The organism is Acetanaerobacterium sp. MSJ-12, assembly GCF_018917875.1.
In the GTDB taxonomy this organism is placed as follows: domain Bacteria; phylum Bacillota; class Clostridia; order Oscillospirales; family Ruminococcaceae; genus Bittarella; species Bittarella massiliensis.
This window is the reverse complement of record NZ_JAHLPK010000001.1, coordinates 47,577-62,361: the sequence shown is the minus strand read 5'-3', so window position 1 is coordinate 62,361 and position 14,785 is coordinate 47,577. Positions and strand designations below refer to the sequence as shown.

16 protein-coding genes are annotated in these 14,785 nt (G+C 62.8%); 5 read left to right on the top strand and 11 right to left on the bottom strand.

Annotation, left to right across the window (positions count from 1 at the left end; all coding sequences use genetic code 11):
• Positions 1 to 54: 54 nt before the first annotated feature.
• Complete coding sequence (locus tag KQI11_RS00275) at positions 55 to 759, top strand: ATP-binding cassette domain-containing protein (RefSeq protein WP_216400656.1); 705 nt, start codon at positions 55 to 57, stop codon at positions 757 to 759.
• 123 nt (positions 760 to 882) lie between these two features.
• Here the strand turns inward: KQI11_RS00275 and KQI11_RS00270 are convergent, their stop codons facing one another.
• The 3 genes from KQI11_RS00270 to rplM all read right to left on the bottom strand — a co-directional run bounded on the left by KQI11_RS00270 (position 883) and on the right by rplM (position 3,264).
• Positions 883 to 1,935: a resuscitation-promoting factor gene (locus KQI11_RS00270; RefSeq protein WP_185915379.1), complete on the bottom strand. Its 1,053-nt coding sequence runs from the start codon at positions 1,933 to 1,935 to the stop codon at positions 883 to 885.
• A 481-nt stretch (positions 1,936 to 2,416) separates the two neighbouring features.
• On the bottom strand, positions 2,417 to 2,818 hold the full coding sequence (gene rpsI, locus KQI11_RS00265) for a 30S ribosomal protein S9 (RefSeq protein WP_021659011.1): 402 nt from the start codon (positions 2,816 to 2,818) through the stop codon (positions 2,417 to 2,419).
• Between the two features lie 17 nt (positions 2,819 to 2,835).
• On the bottom strand, positions 2,836 to 3,264 hold the full coding sequence (rplM, locus tag KQI11_RS00260) for a 50S ribosomal protein L13 (protein ID WP_044992274.1): 429 nt from the start codon (positions 3,262 to 3,264) through the stop codon (positions 2,836 to 2,838).
• Positions 3,265 to 3,889: 625 nt separating this feature from the next.
• Here rplM and KQI11_RS00255 point away from each other — a divergent pair.
• Positions 3,890 to 4,603: a tRNA 2-thiocytidine biosynthesis TtcA family protein gene (locus tag KQI11_RS00255; protein ID WP_216400655.1), complete on the top strand. Its 714-nt coding sequence runs from the start codon at positions 3,890 to 3,892 to the stop codon at positions 4,601 to 4,603.
• A gap of 165 nt (positions 4,604 to 4,768) precedes the next feature.
• Here the strand turns inward: KQI11_RS00255 and KQI11_RS00250 are convergent, their stop codons facing one another.
• Complete coding sequence (locus KQI11_RS00250) at positions 4,769 to 5,455, bottom strand: Crp/Fnr family transcriptional regulator (RefSeq protein ID WP_216400654.1); 687 nt, start codon at positions 5,453 to 5,455, stop codon at positions 4,769 to 4,771.
• A gap of 104 nt (positions 5,456 to 5,559) precedes the next feature.
• Between KQI11_RS00250 and KQI11_RS00245 the strand changes: the two genes are divergently transcribed.
• Positions 5,560 to 6,102: a hypothetical protein gene (locus KQI11_RS00245; protein WP_216400653.1), complete on the top strand. Its 543-nt coding sequence runs from the start codon at positions 5,560 to 5,562 to the stop codon at positions 6,100 to 6,102.
• A gap of 148 nt (positions 6,103 to 6,250) precedes the next feature.
• Here KQI11_RS00245 and KQI11_RS00240 read toward each other — a convergent pair whose 3' ends face one another.
• The 7 genes from KQI11_RS00240 to KQI11_RS00210 all read right to left on the bottom strand — a co-directional run bounded on the left by KQI11_RS00240 (position 6,251) and on the right by KQI11_RS00210 (position 13,249).
• The gene (locus KQI11_RS00240) at positions 6,251 to 7,510 is read right to left on the bottom strand and encodes an MDR family MFS transporter (RefSeq protein ID WP_216400652.1); all 1,260 of its coding nucleotides are present in this window, start codon (positions 7,508 to 7,510) and stop codon (positions 6,251 to 6,253) included.
• Positions 7,511 to 7,723: 213 nt separating this feature from the next.
• Positions 7,724 to 8,065 carry a magnetosome magnetite crystal formation protein family gene (locus KQI11_RS00235; RefSeq protein WP_021659018.1) on the bottom strand — a complete coding sequence of 114 codons (342 nt, stop codon included), beginning with the start codon at positions 8,063 to 8,065 and terminating at the stop codon, positions 7,724 to 7,726.
• A gap of 196 nt (positions 8,066 to 8,261) precedes the next feature.
• Positions 8,262 to 9,998 carry an NADH-dependent [FeFe] hydrogenase, group A6 gene (locus KQI11_RS00230; RefSeq protein WP_185915373.1) on the bottom strand — a complete coding sequence of 579 codons (1,737 nt, stop codon included), beginning with the start codon at positions 9,996 to 9,998 and terminating at the stop codon, positions 8,262 to 8,264.
• 18 nt (positions 9,999 to 10,016) lie between these two features.
• Positions 10,017 to 11,804, bottom strand: coding sequence for an NADH-quinone oxidoreductase subunit NuoF (nuoF, locus tag KQI11_RS00225; RefSeq protein WP_059003068.1), 1,788 nt, complete (start codon positions 11,802 to 11,804; stop codon positions 10,017 to 10,019).
• Positions 11,805 to 11,821: 17 nt separating this feature from the next.
• Positions 11,822 to 12,196 carry a (2Fe-2S) ferredoxin domain-containing protein gene (locus tag KQI11_RS00220; protein WP_021659022.1) on the bottom strand — a complete coding sequence of 125 codons (375 nt, stop codon included), beginning with the start codon at positions 12,194 to 12,196 and terminating at the stop codon, positions 11,822 to 11,824.
• Positions 12,193 to 12,747, bottom strand: a complete 555-nt coding sequence (locus tag KQI11_RS00215) for an ATP-binding protein (RefSeq protein WP_216400651.1) — start codon at positions 12,745 to 12,747, stop codon at positions 12,193 to 12,195. The genes KQI11_RS00220 and KQI11_RS00215 overlap by 4 nt, the downstream gene beginning before the upstream one ends.
• Before the next feature lies 1 nt (position 12,748).
• Positions 12,749 to 13,249, bottom strand: a complete 501-nt coding sequence (locus KQI11_RS00210; RefSeq protein WP_185915371.1) for an NADH-quinone oxidoreductase subunit NuoE family protein — start codon at positions 13,247 to 13,249, stop codon at positions 12,749 to 12,751.
• Positions 13,250 to 13,558: 309 nt separating this feature from the next.
• Here KQI11_RS00210 and KQI11_RS00205 point away from each other — a divergent pair, with 309 nt between their 5' ends.
• Complete coding sequence (locus KQI11_RS00205; RefSeq protein ID WP_044992276.1) at positions 13,559 to 13,909, top strand: DRTGG domain-containing protein; 351 nt, start codon at positions 13,559 to 13,561, stop codon at positions 13,907 to 13,909.
• 437 nt (positions 13,910 to 14,346) lie between these two features.
• Positions 14,347 to 14,769, top strand: a complete 423-nt coding sequence (locus KQI11_RS00200; RefSeq protein WP_021659027.1) for an ATP-binding protein — start codon at positions 14,347 to 14,349, stop codon at positions 14,767 to 14,769.
• The last annotated feature ends 16 nt before the right edge of the window (positions 14,770 to 14,785 follow it).

Here is a 14,785-nt window from a genome sequence, read left to right as displayed (position 1 = left end):
TTGCGCGGGGGAGAGCGGGGCATACTATCTCCAAAGAAAAAAAGGAGAGATGGTATGTCCCGTTTGCTTTCTGTCAACCACCTGACCAAAATCTACGGCTGCGGCCCCCGGGAGGTCCGCGCCCTCTGGGACGTCAATTTTGCCCTGGAAGAGGGGTCCTTCACCGCCGTGCTGGGAGAGGCCGGCTCCGGCAAATCCGCCCTGCTGGACATCTTGGGCGGGCTGGAGGCCCCCACCCACGGCCGCTACCAGTTCCGGGGGGAAGAGGTGACCCGGATGGGGGAGTGCTGCCTGGCCCGGCTGCGGGCGCAGATGGGATTTGCCCTGCAGTGGGCCCCCCTGGAAAAGGGGGCCAGCCTGTTGGAGGATGTCTCCCACCCCCTGATGAGCCGGGGCATCCCCACCGCCCGACGACGGGAGATGGCCCTGCGCGCCCTCGCCAAAGTCGGGCTTGAGGGGCGCGCCGGCAGCCTGCCGGACAGCCTGAACGACAGCCAGCTGCGGCGGGCCGTCATCGCCCGGGCCATCGCCGCCGAACCGTCCCTGCTGCTGGTGGAGGAGCCGGGGGAGAGCCACACCGACGCCCACACCGACGTGGGGGCCGTTCTCCGCCAGCTGGGGAGAGAGGGGCTCTCCATCGTCCTCTTCACCCGCGACCAGCAGCTGGCCGCCTGCGCCCCCCGGCAGCTCCTGCTGCAGGGGGGACGGCTGGTGGGGGACATCGCCACCCCCTCACAGCGCGGCACCCGGCTGGCCTGACCGGCCGCCAAACACCGATATAAAAAGGGCCTGACGGCCCTTTTTTTGCGCTCAGCCGCCGGGCGCAAAGGCAGGGGGCGCGCCCGCCGAACCGGCTGGGTGCGCCCCCTGTCATTGTTTCACTCAATCCAAAAAGTAGACGTCCAGCGCCCGCTTGCCGTGGGCGCAGCTCTGGGCATAGGTGGCGTAGAGCAGGTCGAAGTCCACCCGCCCCTCCTTCATGGCCGAACCGGTCTCGCCGGCAATGGCGTACCCGTAGACAAAGGAGCCGTCGCTGGAGACGATGTACATCCGCGTCCCATAGGGGATCTTGGACGGATCCACCGCGACGATACCGGGCACCGGCTTGCGCCCGCTGGCCGTTCCCTGGCCGGGCTTGACGCTGTAGCCGGTGGTGATGGCCCCCTTCATCACCCGGGAGTAGGAGAGGGGAATGCCGTCGTCGCCGATGGGCACGTCGCCAAAGCGCAGGGTCGAGACCATCGCCCGCTCCTTGCCCTTGAGCACCACCTCGTCCACCGGCTCCACCGTGACCTCCTCGGCCACCACCTGGGGCTCGCCCTCAGGCGTCCCGTCCACCAGGCGGGTGCGGGTGGTGACCAACTTCTCCCCGTTTCGTCCCTCTGACTGCAGCTGGGTGCGCCCCGGCCCCAGGAGAGAGGTCTCCTCGTACTGGGTGCCGTAGGGCACCTCTTCGGTGTGCTGGGCCTCGGCATAGGTCACCCGGGAGATGGCGATGACCGCCCCATCCTCCACCAGCTCGCCCCGGGCGGGGACGACCACGTCCTCCTCTCCCAGGGGGATGCCGGCGGTCTCCAACACGCTGCGGACGGTGGCCTCAGTGGTCCAGACCACCGTCTCGCCACCCTCGACCTGCACCGCCACCGGGAACGCCCTTTGGATGGTGATCTTCTGCAGCCCCCCTGCGGCGTGGGATTTGGCGGTCACCAGGTCGCCGGGCCCCACCGAGATGCCCTGCTTTTGCAGGATCGACTCGGGGGCGCTGCCCACACAGAGGACGGCGGTGGTGCGGCTGCTGTCCGATACCAAGACCACGTCGGTCTGCGCGGTGACGAAGGTCGAGACGATCAACAGTGCCAACAGAAGGCTGGCGCAGAACAGCGCCCGGCTGCTCTGGCCCACCCGCTTTATAATCATTCGTGCATTCTGTATCATAGATTCTCCTTTACCAAAGCAAATTGCTTCCTTTGCCAAAGTACGTCCTAGTATACCCGATGGCCAATTTCCCAGTCAAACCGGGCTTTGGGCCGTTTCTGAAGGAAAAATCTCCTTACCTGGAAGGATTCCCATTTAGCCCCCCAATCATTCTCGTTTCCTCTGCCATGGTCCGTTTTTCGCTGTAACCATTTTGTAACATTTAGCGCAAAAACGCGATTGTTAAGCCATTTTAAAAAAACAGACTGGTTTCTGTCGAACAGTTTTTCCGCCCTTTTGAAAGCCTGTCCCTCCCTTCTGCCTCTCTCTAATTATCCTAACAGGATATTTCCGTATTTATAGTACATATTGTTTTCTACTTCTCTGTTCGGCCCGTTTACATTCATATATAGGGAATACTTATTCATTTACACGCTGCCAAACAGGCGCAAAAAAACAGCACAGGCAATCTGCCTGTGCTGTTTGAATAGCGGAGAAAAAACTATCTCTTGGAGAACTGGGGAGCGCGACGGGCGGCTTTGAGGCCGTATTTCTTGCGCTCTTTCATTCTGGGGTCGCGGGTCAGGAACCCGGCCTTCTTCAGGTCGCCGCGCAGCTCGGCGTCGAACAGGAGGAGGGCGCGGGACAGGCCGTGGCGGATGGCGCCAGCCTGGCCGGAAACGCCGCCGCCGGAGACAGTGCAGACGATGTCAAACTTGCCTTCCAGGCCGGTGAGGGCCAGGGGCTGCTTCACGATGACTTTCAGGGTCTCCAGACCAAAGTAGTCGTCGATGTCGCGGCCGTTGATGGTGATCTTGCCGGTGCCGTTGTCGTAGACGCGCACTCTCGCAACCGAATTCTTTCTTCTGCCGGTGCCGTAGTAGTAGGGAGTTTTATCGTACATGGATGCGTTCCTCCTTGTTAACCGTTGTAAGCTTCAGGCTTCTGAGACTGGTGCTTGTGTGCGTCGCCCTTGTAGACGCGCAGACGGGTCATGGCCGCGCGGCCGATGGTGGTGTCGGGAACCATCCCCTTGACCGCCAGGGTCATGGCGCGGTCAGAGTGGGCCTTCATGAAGGTGCGGTAGTTGACCTCTTTCAGGCCGCCGACCCAGCCGCTGTGGTGGCGGTAGAACTTCTGGTCCAGCTTGTTGCCGGTGAGGATCGCTTTGTCGCTGTTGATGATGATCACGTGGTCGCCGCAATCGACATGGGGGGCAAAGGTGACTTTGTTCTTCCCTCTGAGCAGGTTGGCGGCAATGGCAGCGGTGCGGCCCATCGGTTTGCCAGCCGCGTCGATTACATACCATTTGCGGGTGATCTCGGCGGGTTTCGGCATGGTAGTAGACATGGTCTTTCCTCCTGAATTTTGGTTTCATTCGCTTGTATGAAATGGCCAATCGGCCGGTTACACAAACGTACAAGTATCATTATAGCCACCCGCACCGGCGCTGTCAACACCAAAATTCGATTTTTTCAATCTGCATCTGCGCACCTTCTGTTTTCGCCCTTATTCTCCCTCATCCTCTCGATTGCGAAACCTCCATTTCACTTTGAGAGCTGGTGGGGTGGAGAATCGCGCCCCTGCCTGCCCCGTTGGAGGGGGACTGCCGGCCACCCCGCAGCGCATGGCCTCTTTGCACCCCTATGCCACAGACGCCCCTCGACGCGGCGGTGGGGCGAGGGGACACGCGAAGGCCCGGCGGTAGGGCAGCGCCAGTGGAGCGGCCTGCTGCCGGGCAGGTCTTCTCCGGGCGGGAAGCACAGTGGCCGCAGCGGCAGGGCGGCAGTCCCTTTCCCGCGCCGCCCGCCGGACATCTCCCCTTGGGGGATGTGTCCAGCCCCTCTCTCTCGCCGCAGTGGGGGTAAAAAAAGCACTAGGAAAATCACGCCCCAGGCCTTATAATAGGAAGCGCCCGCAGGGGAGGAGCACCGCCTTCCCACACCGGCAGACCGACACAGGGGAGGGAGCGCTCATGCAAAAACTCATGGGGGCAATGCGCAAGGCCATTCAGGATTACGGGATGCTGTCCGACGGCGACCGGGTGGCTGTCGGGGTGTCCGGCGGCAAGGACTCGCTGGCCCTGCTGGCCGGGTTGGCCGGGCTGCGCGATTACATCGGCATCGACTACCGGGTGATGGGGATCACCATCGACATGGGCAACCCCAAAGTCCCCACCCCCGACTGGGGCAGGGTCGAAGCCTTCTGCCGCGCACTGGGGGTAGAGTATCAGGTCAAGCGCACCGAGATCGGGGACATCATCTTCAACGTGCGGCAGGAGAAAAACCCCTGCTCCCTCTGCGCGCGGATGCGGCGCGGCTCCCTCCACGACGCGGCCAAGGCCGCCGGCTGCAACAAGGTGGCCCTGGGCCACCACAAGGACGACGCGGTGGAGACCTTTTTTATGAACCTCTTCAACGAGGGGCGGCTGGGCTGTTTTCAGCCGGTGACCTATCTCTCCCGCAAAGACCTCACCGTCATCCGCCCCCTGGTGCTGGCCGATGAATTTCTGGTGAGCTCGGCGGCGCGGCGGCTGGACTTCCCGGTGGTCAAGAGCAGCTGCCCGGTGGACGGCCACACCAACCGCGAGCGGATGAAGGAGTACATCCGCCAGCAGGAGCGGCTGGACCACGGATTTAAAGACCGCATCTTCGGCGCCATCTGTCGGGCCCATCTGGACGGATTTTGATTTCCCATTTGCAATACCTTCATCTATTTATACTTTTTGTATTATTTTTTGTCTTTAGAGCCCTGCGGGCAGTTTCTGCCGCAGGGCTCTTCTTTTTTGCTCTTTTTTCGTGAGGGAAAGGGGGGCGCCCGAAAACTCCCTCTCCAGACGCCGCCCTCTCTCCTCCTATATATAGGAAAGAAGGTCGTCCTCTCCCTCGGCTTCGAGGAGTTGAAATCGGTTTTTGCAAAAATCGATCAGTCCGTCCCGCCGCATCCTCGACAGCTCTCGGGAGAGAGCGCTGCGCTCCACGTGCAGGTAGTCGGCCATGGCCGCCCGGTCCAGGGGCAGGGCGACGGCACTGCGTCCCGCCCGCGCTGTCTCCCGGCGCAGGTAGGCCAGCACCTTCTCCCGCACCGTTGGGCGGAGCAGGCAGTCGATCCGCTCGTGGAGCAGCAGCCCCTTCTCCGCAGCGATCCCCACGTAGTTGCGCAGCAGCCTGTCCGCGCCGGGACAGCCCCTTTGGCAGCCAGCAATCAGCCCCTCAAAGGGGAGGTGGAGCACCCCCGCCCCCTCGGTGACCCGCACCGTCACCGGACTCGGCCTTCCCGGCCTGGCCGCCAGGAGGATGCCGATCGCGTCCCCCGGTTTTAGCAGCGCCAGGATGACCGACCGGCCCTGGGCGTCCCCCTTCACCGCCTGGGCCCGCCCCGACAGCAGCAGCCCAAAGGAGGAGACCGCCTCCCCCTCGCCCAAAATCTGCGCCCCCGCCGGGTAGCTCCGGGGAATCGCCCCCACCCCCTGCAGGAGGGCGGCGAGCTCCCCCTCATCGACCCCCGCAAACAGTTCGGTCTCCGCCAGTGCGACCTCCATCTGTTACCGCTCCCTTTCGTTGCATGTGCAACATATCTTTATTCTCTATTGTAGTACAATGGGCCCAAAAAGGACAGACCCACAACCATTTGGAGGTACTTTTGATGGACAAAGCCGTTACCCGCATCACCCGAACCGCCCTATTCACCGCCCTGTTGGTGGCCCTGCAGGCCGCCACCCTGCCCTTCGGCAACACCCTGGTCACCGGCTCGGTGGTCAACCTGCTGCTGATCCTCGCCGCCCTCTTTCTGGACCTTCCCGCCGCTGCGGCGGTGGGCCTTCTCTCCCCGGCAGTGGCCAAATTTCTCGGCATCGGCCCCCTGTGGGCCCTCATCCCCTTTATTGCCCTCGGCAATCTGGTGTTGATCTTTGTCTGGCGGGCAGTCGTTCGCAGGTGGGGGCAGGGCTGGCTCGCACTGGGCGGGGCCGCCCTCCTCGCCGCGCCCGCCAAGACAGCCACCCTCTATCTGGGCATCGTGCAGTTCGCCATCCCCATCCTCCTGAAGCTGCCGCCCCAACAGGCGGCGGCGGTCTCCGCCCTCTTCTCCCTGCCCCAACTGGTGACCGCCCTGGTGGGTGGGGCGGCAGCGGTGGCCCTCTTTCCCATCCTGCGCCGGGCCGTTCCCGAGCCGCCCTCGCGCAGCTGACCCGACGCACCCCTATAAAAAAGCGGCGGGGTCCCATCTCCCGACGGGGGCCCCGCCACCCAAAAGGGGAGGGTCCCGCAGACATGCAGCCCCGCTCCCCGCTCCCTTGACCCTCGCTCTTTTCTCCCCGGGCCTTGGCCCTCAGCCCTCAGCCCTCCTCCGCCTCTTTTAGAGAAAGGGCTTTTGCCGCCCTTGTGCGGTAGATGGGCAGGTCTCGGGTGGGCATTCCCCTGAGAAACTTCCAAAACAGCACACAGGCCACCGCCGCCAGGGTGCACCAGACCACCCAGGGCAGATGGCGCAGGGCAGGGTTCTCCGCCAGGTCGTAGAGGTACCCCGAGAGAAAGTTCCCCAGCACCGTGCCCGCCGCTAGCGACGTGCCCTGAAAGCCGTAGTAGGCCCCCACCTTTCCCGGCTCGGCGAAGTCGGTCACCTGCATATTCCGCACCGGCTGGTAGATCATCTGCCCCAGGGTGAAGATGACCGTCCCCGCGTAGAGGGCGGGGAGGGCGGGCACGAACCCCATGATCGCAAGCCCCACCCCGTAGAGGATGTTGGCCAGGGCCAGCGACTCGTTGGCGTGCAGGTGTTGCTTGCACCACTTGACCAAGGGCAGTTGCACCGCCACCCCGACGACCGAGGCCAGGGTGTAGATAAAGCCCACATAGGCGTAGCTGGGGTCGATGGCCTTGATGCGGGTGGGGATGGTCAGGTCCTTCTGGCTCATGAGGCCGGTGGTGATGGCCGTGATCAGCAAAAAGAGGATGTAGGTCTTGTTTTTCAGGCAGGTGCGCACCGTCTCCATGGCGCTGGTCTGGGCGGGGGCAGCCCCGTTTTTCCCATCGGCCTTCAGGTCGGGGAGAAGAAAGATCGACAGGGCGATGGTCAGGGCAAAGACCCCGGCCGAGACGATACAGACCCAGCGAAAGCCCATCACCATCAAAAAGGTGCCCACGGCGGGGCCGACGATGTTGCCGCAGTTGTTGAGCATTTCCCGCATGGAAAAGAGGGCGGTGCGGTTTTGGTCGTTTGCCAGCAGGTCGTAGTAGGAGTAGCAGGAGGGGACAAACAGCGCGCCCCCCAGCCCCACAAAGAAGCTGGACAGAAAAAAGCCCCAAAAGTCGCTCATGAACCCGCAGAGGAGGAGGCCGAACATCCGGATGGCGGCGCCGATGACCATGGCCCGCTTGCAGCCGATCTTGTCGCCCACCGCCCCCAGAAAGATGCTGGTCAGGTCCTGCCCCAAAAACCGCACCCCGGTGATATAGCCCACCATGGCCGTCGCCATCCCCAACCCGTTGACCAGGTAGTTGTTGAGAATGGGGATCAGCATAAAAAAGCCGATGCCCATCACCAAGGTGTTGGCGTGCATCAGCAAAACCACGATCTTGTACCGCTTTTCACCCACTGTTTCCACTCCCTTTTTGGACGCTCTCTGCCCCTCTAAACTTGTATCAATTATAGCACAAGATTGTCTCTTCTCCCAGATGCAGAAGCCACAAATCCTGTATTATTTTTAATATAAGATGTGGAGAAAGTGCTGTCTGCGGAAAAGGCGGGGCAAAACAGAAAAAAAGAGAGGGCCCCGGCAATTGCGCCGGGGCCCTCTTGTTCGGTTTTTCTATTTAATGATGTGGATCTGCCCCACCAGCGGCAGCTCTCTGGCCTGCCCCTGGGCGGCGTAGATGATCCCCATGATGGAGAGCACCAGAGTGAAGATCCCCACGATGCCCAGGGCGAGGCCGGAAAAGATCCGCACCAGGGGGATAAAGTGAAACACCCTTTGCAGGATGCCGCTCCCCACCTCGACGATAAAGAGCACCAGCCCTTGGTTGACGTGAAACTTGGTGTAGGGCGACTGCTGGTACACCAGCAGCGGCACAAAGAAGAGAACACCCAGGTAGGACATCCAGGCCAGGCTCTTGGTCTGATTGACATCGGCAGGGGAAAATTGCTGATTCATAGCGGGATACCGCCCTTTCTCACAGTTGTCGCCCCGGGGGCCGGGGCCAAAATACTGTCACCAGTATAGCACTGTGCCCCCCTTTTGACAAACCCGTTTTGGTTGTGCACTCCACCTCCTTTCCCCTTTTGCACAGGAGGCGGCAAAAGAGGGCGCCCTCGGTGGGGACGCCCTCTCGTCGCTTCTTCTCTTTTGCTTACAGCCCGCGCTTTACGTAGGTGGTGTGCAGGATGTGGTGGGCCTTCTCGCTGCCCGGCTCGCCCAGGTAGGTCTCGTAGACCTCTTTGATGACCGGGTTGTCGTGGGATTTGCGGATGGTCTTGGCCTCGTCGGCGTCGTAGAGGGCCTTGGCGCGCAGGGCCTTCAGGTCCACATTGTTGCGGACCGAGGCGTGCTGTACCGGCTGACCGCCGCCGTTGACACAGCCGCCGGGGCAGCCCATGATCTCGATGAAGTGGTACTGCTTCTCGCCCGACTGCACCTTTTTCAGCAGCTCGTCGGCGTTCTTGGTGCCCGAGGCGACCGCCACGTTGATGTCCATCCCGGCCACGTGGTAGGTGGCCTCTTTGATGCCCTGGGTGCCGCGGACCTCTTTAAAGGCCACGTCGGCCAGCTCCTCGCCAGTCAGGGTCTCCACTGCGGTGCGCAGGGCCGCCTCCATCACGCCGCCGGTAGCGCCAAAGATGACGCCGGCGCCGGTGGACTCGCCCAGGGGGTTGTCAAACGCCTCGTCGGGCAGCAGGGTGAAGTTGAGGCCGGCGCGCTCGATCATCCGGGCCAGCTCGCGGGTGGTGAGGGCCACGTCCACGTCGGGGACCCCGGCCGCGGCCTGGTTGTCCCGGCCCACCTCAAACTTTTTGGCGGTGCAGGGCATGATGCTCACCACAAAGATGTTCTTCGGGTCCAGCCCCTCCTTCTCGGCGTACCAGGTCTTAGTGATGGCGCCGAACATCTGCTGGGGGGATTTGCAGGAGGACAGGTTCTCGATCATCTCGGGGTAGTAGTGCTCGCAGAACTTGATCCAGCCGGGGGAGCAGGAGGTGATCAGGGGCAGTTTGCCGCCGTTTTTCACCCGGTCGAGGAACTCGTGGGCCTCTTCCATGATGGTCAGGTCGGCGGAGAAGTCGGTGTCAAAGACCCGGTCAAAGCCCAGGCGGCGCAGGGCGGCCACCATCTTGCCCTCCACGTTGGTGCCGATGGGCATCCCAAAGGCCTCGCCCAGGGTGGCGCGGATGGAGGGGGCGGTGTTGACGATGACGGTCTTTTCGGGGTCGGCCAGGGCCTGCCAGACCAGGTCGGTCTGGTCCTTCTCGGCGATGGCGCCGGTGGGGCAGGCCACGATGCACTGCCCGCAGGAGATGCAGGCAGTGTCGCCCAGGTTCAGGTCAAAGGCACAGCCGATGTGGCTGTCGAAGCCGCGGTCGTTGGGGCCGATGACCCCGACTTTCTGCATCTGGCAGGCGGCCACGCAGCGGCGGCAGAGGATGCACTTGGAGTTGTCGCGGTACATGTGGGCGGCCGAATCGTCGATGTCGTACTCGACGTTCTCGCCGTCGTAGTAGCTCTCGTCCTCCACGCCCAGGTCCTTGGCCAGCTTCTGCAGTTCGCAGTTGCCGCTGCGCACGCAGGATAGGCAGGCGCGCTTGTGGGTCGAGAGGATCAGCTGCAGGGTCTTTTTGCGGGAATCCAGCACCTTGGGGGTGTTGGTGTAGACCTCCATCCCCTCGTTGACCGGGGCGCAGCAGGAGGCGACCAGGGTGCGGGCGCCCTTGACTTCCACCACGCAGATGCGGCAGGCGCCGATCTCGTTGATCTCCTTGAGGTAGCACAGGGTCGGCACCTGGATGCCGGCGAGGCGGCAGGCTTCCAAAACGGTGGCGTCTTTCGGCACCGACAGGGGCATGCCGTTGATTTTAATGTTCACGTTTTCCACTGTTTGCACACTCCTTCACTACTGAATCGAAATGGCGCCGAATTTGCACTTCTCGATGCAAGCGCCGCACTTCAAGCACTTCTGCGGGTCGATGACGTGGGGCTGCTTGACCGAGCCGGTGATGGCGTCGGCCGGGCAGTTGCGGGCGCAGAGGGTGCAGCCTTTGCACTTCTCGGGGTCGATGGTGTAGGTGAGGAGGGCTTTGCAGACGCCGGCGGGGCACTTTTTGTCCACGATGTGGGCCACGTACTCATCCCGGAAGTAGCGCAGGGTGGAGAGCACCGGGTTGGGGGCGGTCTGCCCCAGGCCGCAGAGGGCGTTGTCCTTTATGTAGTAGCAGAGCTCCTCGATCTTGTCCAGGTCCTCCATGGTGGCCTGGCCCTTGGTGATCTTGGTCAGCATCTCCAGCAGCCGCTTGGTGCCCACCCGGCAGGGGGTGCACTTGCCGCAGGATTCGTCCACCGTGAACTCCAGGAAGAACTTGGCGATGTCCACCATACAGGTGTCCTCGTCCATGACGATCAGCCCGCCGGAGCCCATCATCGAGCCGATCTCGATCAGGTTGTCGTAGTCGATGGCCACGTCGAAGTGCTGGGCGGGGATGCAGCCGCCGGAGGGGCCGCCGGTCTGGGCGGCCTTGAACTTCTTGCCGCCAGGGATGCCGCCGCCGATCTCCTCGACGATGGTGCGCAGGGTGGTGCCCATGGGGACTTCCACCAGGCCGGTGTTGTTGATCTTGCCGCCCAGGGCGAAGACCTTGGTGCCCTTGGAGCGCTCGGTCCCCATGGAGGCGAACCAGTCGGCCCCGTTGAGGATGATCTGGGCCACGTTGGCGTAGGTCTCAACGTTGTTGAGGAGGGTGGGCTTGTCGAAGATGCCCTTTTGCGCCGGGAAGGGGGGACGGGGGCGGGGCTCGCCGCGCTTGCCCTCGACCGAGCGCATCAACGCGGTCTCCTCGCCGCAGACAAAGGCGCCGGCGCCCAGGCGGATCTCCAGGTCAAAGCAGAAGTCGGTGCCGAAGATGTTCTCGCCCAGCAGGCCGTACTCGCGGGCCTGGTCGATGGCGATCTGCAGCCGCTTGACGGCGATGGGGTACTCGGCCCGCACATAGATGAAGCCGTGGTCGGCCCCGGTGGCGTAGGCGGCGATGGCCATGGCCTCCAGCAGGGCATGGGGGTCGCCCTCCAGCACCGAGCGGTCCATGAACGCGCCCGGGTCGCCCTCGTCGGCGTTGCAGGCCACGTATTTCTGGTCGGCGTGGTACATGGCGGCCAGCTCCCACTTTCTGCCGGTGGGGAAGCCGGCGCCGCCGCGGCCCCGCAGGCCGGAGCGCTTGATCTCCTCGATGACCTGCTCGGGGGTCATCTCGGTGAGGGCCTTGCCCAGCGCCTGGTAGCCGTCCATGGCGATGTACTCTTCGATGTTCTCGGGGTTGATGACGCCGCAGTTGCGCAGGGCCACCCGCTTTTGCTGTTTGTAGAAGTTGGTGTCGTTGAGGGAGATGACCCCGGTGTCGGTCACGGTCTCGTCGTAGAGCAGCCGCTGGACCGGGCGGCCCTTGAGCAGGTGCTCTTCCACGATCTCGGCCACGTCGGAGACCTGGACCCGGCTGTAAAAGGAGCCCTCGGGGTAAATGATGACGATGGGGCCCAGGGCGCACAGGCCGAAACAGCCGGTGCGGACGATCTTCACCTCGTCTTGCAAGTCGGCCTTGGCGACCTCCTGCTCAAATACTTTGCTGATCTCATCGCTGCCGGAGGAGGTGCACCCAGTACCCCCGCAGATTAGAACTTGGGAACGAAACATCCTTCTTTCCTCCTCACTTATTTCGCGTTGGCGCCGATGGTGTATTCCTTGACCACGTTGCCGCCCACAATGTGCTCTTCCACCACGCGGGCCGCCTTCTCAGCCGTCATCTTCACATAGGTGACCTTCTGCTCGCCGGGGACAAAGACCTCCACCACCGGCTCGTACTGGCAGATGCCGATGCAGCCGGTCTGGGAGACCATCACGTCCTGGGTGAGGCCGCGCTTGGCCACCTCGTCGGCAAAGGCGGTGAGCACCGGGCGGGCGCCCGCGGCAATGCCGCAGGTGGCCATCCCGACCACGATCCGCTTGCAGTTTTTATCCTCTTCGCGCAGACCGATGCTGCCCTTCATCTTCTCTTTGATAGCCTGCAGTTCCGCTAAACTTTTCATTCGTAAGCACCTCCGCTTATCTCTTCCGTATTCTCACGGATATAGTCCCGTATAAACGCCTGTACGTCCGGTGTCGAGAGGGGGACCCCCTCCAACACGGCCCGAAACTCCCGGCTGTCGGCCGTAAAGGAGCGGCCGTCCACTGTGTGGGTGTAGACAAAGTCGGTCCCCTCGGACACCATCACCAAGCTGCAGTAGGTGGCGGCCATGTCGCCCAGGGGCATGCGGTCCACATTGTCCCACTGAAAGGTGGCCTCCACCGCCGTCCCCTCGCCGGGGGCGGAGCGGATGGAGAACTGCCCCCCCGCCATCTCGCTGGCCATCTTGAAAAAGGGGACGCCCAGCCCCACCTTGCGGGTGGTGCGGGTGGTGTAAAAGGGGTCGACGACCCGCTTGAGCGTGGCCTCATCCATTCCGCAGCCGTTGTCGATGACGGCAATGCGCATCCCATTTTTCGCCCGGTCGATCTCGATTTCAATGCGCACCAGGGTGGCCCCGGCCTTGATGGAGTTCTGGGCGATGTCGAGGATGTTGAGGGAGAGCTCCTGCACCTTACCGGTTCTGGTAGTCGGCGATGATGCCGTCGATGTCGTCGGGCACCAGGCGGCCGTACACCTCGTCGTTGACGGTCATGACCGGGGCCAGACCGCAGGCGCCCACGCAGCGGCAGGCCTCCAGCGAGAAGCGGCCGTCGGGAGTGCACTCGCCGGAGGAGATGCCCAGGGTGCGGCTGAGTCTGTCGAACACGTCGCCCGAGCCCTTGACGTAGCAGGCGGTGCCCAGGCAGACAGAGATCTTGTATTTGCCTTTGGGGTTGAGCGAGAACTGTGCGTAAAAGGAGACAACGCCGTAGACCTCTTCCAGCGGCACGCCCATCTTCTCGGCGATGATCTTCTGCACTTCAATGGGCAGGTATCCGTAGATATCCTGCGCCTGCTGGAGAACCGAGATCAGCGCGCCCTGGGTGTCCTTGTGGGCGGCGATGACTTCCAGCAGCTTTTGCTCCTGTTCTTTGGTGCCGCTAAACGGCACCGGCGAAATTTTGTTGGCCATCAATCGTACCTCCTATGAATGATCCCCAAAAGAATTGGAAAATGCGCCGTCTGGCGCAGACCATTAGCTCTAAAAATTATAGCAAACTCCCGGTTTCAAATCCACCAAAACCGGCAAATCCTGGCAATTTTCTGAAATTTTGACGGAACCATCAATTTTTAAAATGGAATTTGGTTGTTTTGCTGATAAGAATCCGTTTCCAAATTGGCGCGCAATGGCTTATCATAGAAGGTACCAAGCGGGCGGCGCGCCCCCCTCCTCCGGGGGAGGGGAACCGGGCCTCCGCCCTTTTACAGGGAGGGAACAGCCTTGACCATTGCCGAGATTCAAACCATATTAAACGCCGACTTTATCTGCGGGGAGGAGTGGCGCGACCACGAGGTACAGACCGCCTGCGGCAGCGACATGATGAGCGATGTGCTGGCCTTTGTCAAAAACCAGTCGGTCCTCCTCACCGGGCTCGTCAACCCCCAGGTGATCCGCACCGCCGAGATGATGGACATGGTCTGCGTCGTCTTCGTGCGGGGGAAGGTGCCCGACAGCGCCATGATCGCCCTGGCCCAGCAGCGGGAGATCGCCCTGCTCTCCACCCCGGAGCGGATGTTCACCGCCTGCGGCAAACTGTACGCGGCCGGGCTGGGAGGCGGTGTGAAAGCCTAGACGGCTTTCCCTCCGGCTCCTTAAAACCGGCTCCTGGCGGGGCAGTCGCCACGCCTGCCGCTGTCGCGGCACCGGCCCCGATTTCCCGCCTGCAAAAATCGTCCGCCGGGTTGGGCGGCGGTGTGAAAGCCCAGACGGCTTTCCCCCGGCTCCCCGAAACCGGCCCCTGGCGGGGCAGTCGCCACGCCTGCCGCCATCGCGGCACCGGACCCGATTTCCCGCCTGCAAAAATCGCCCTCTGGGTTGGGCGGCGGTGTGAAGGCTCAACCGGCTTTCCCCCGGCTCCCGCACAGTCCCTCTCCGCCCCCCCCAGCGAGGAGAGGCGGCCCTTCTTTCACAGCTTTTATCCAGCCGGCAGGTCCTCCTGCCGGCCAGCGGCGCATCTGCCGCACGCCCGCCAGCGGCGGCTATTATGACGACAAGAGAGGTACACGGACATGGCAGCACTGCTGACCCTTCACTACGACGTGCCGGGGGACGACTTCACCCGGGCGGGAGAGGCCTCTTCCGACGTGAAGAAAAAACTCAAGGCCCTGGGGGTGGACCCCGAGGCCATTCGCAAGGTGGCCATCGCCATGTACGAGGGCGAGATCAACATGGTCATCCACGCCCACGGGGGGACGGTCACCGTCACGGTGGAGCCCGACCACATCCAGATGATCCTGGCCGACACCGGCCCCGGCATCCCCAACGTGGAGCTGGCCATGACCGAGGGGTACTCCACCGCCCCGGACGAGGTGCGCAACCTGGGGTTCGGCGCCGGCATGGGGCTGCCCAACATGAAAAAGTACACCGACGACATCCACATCGACACCGAGCTGGGGGTGGGCACCACCGTCTACATGACGGTGCGGATCTGACCCCCTGCCCGCGATT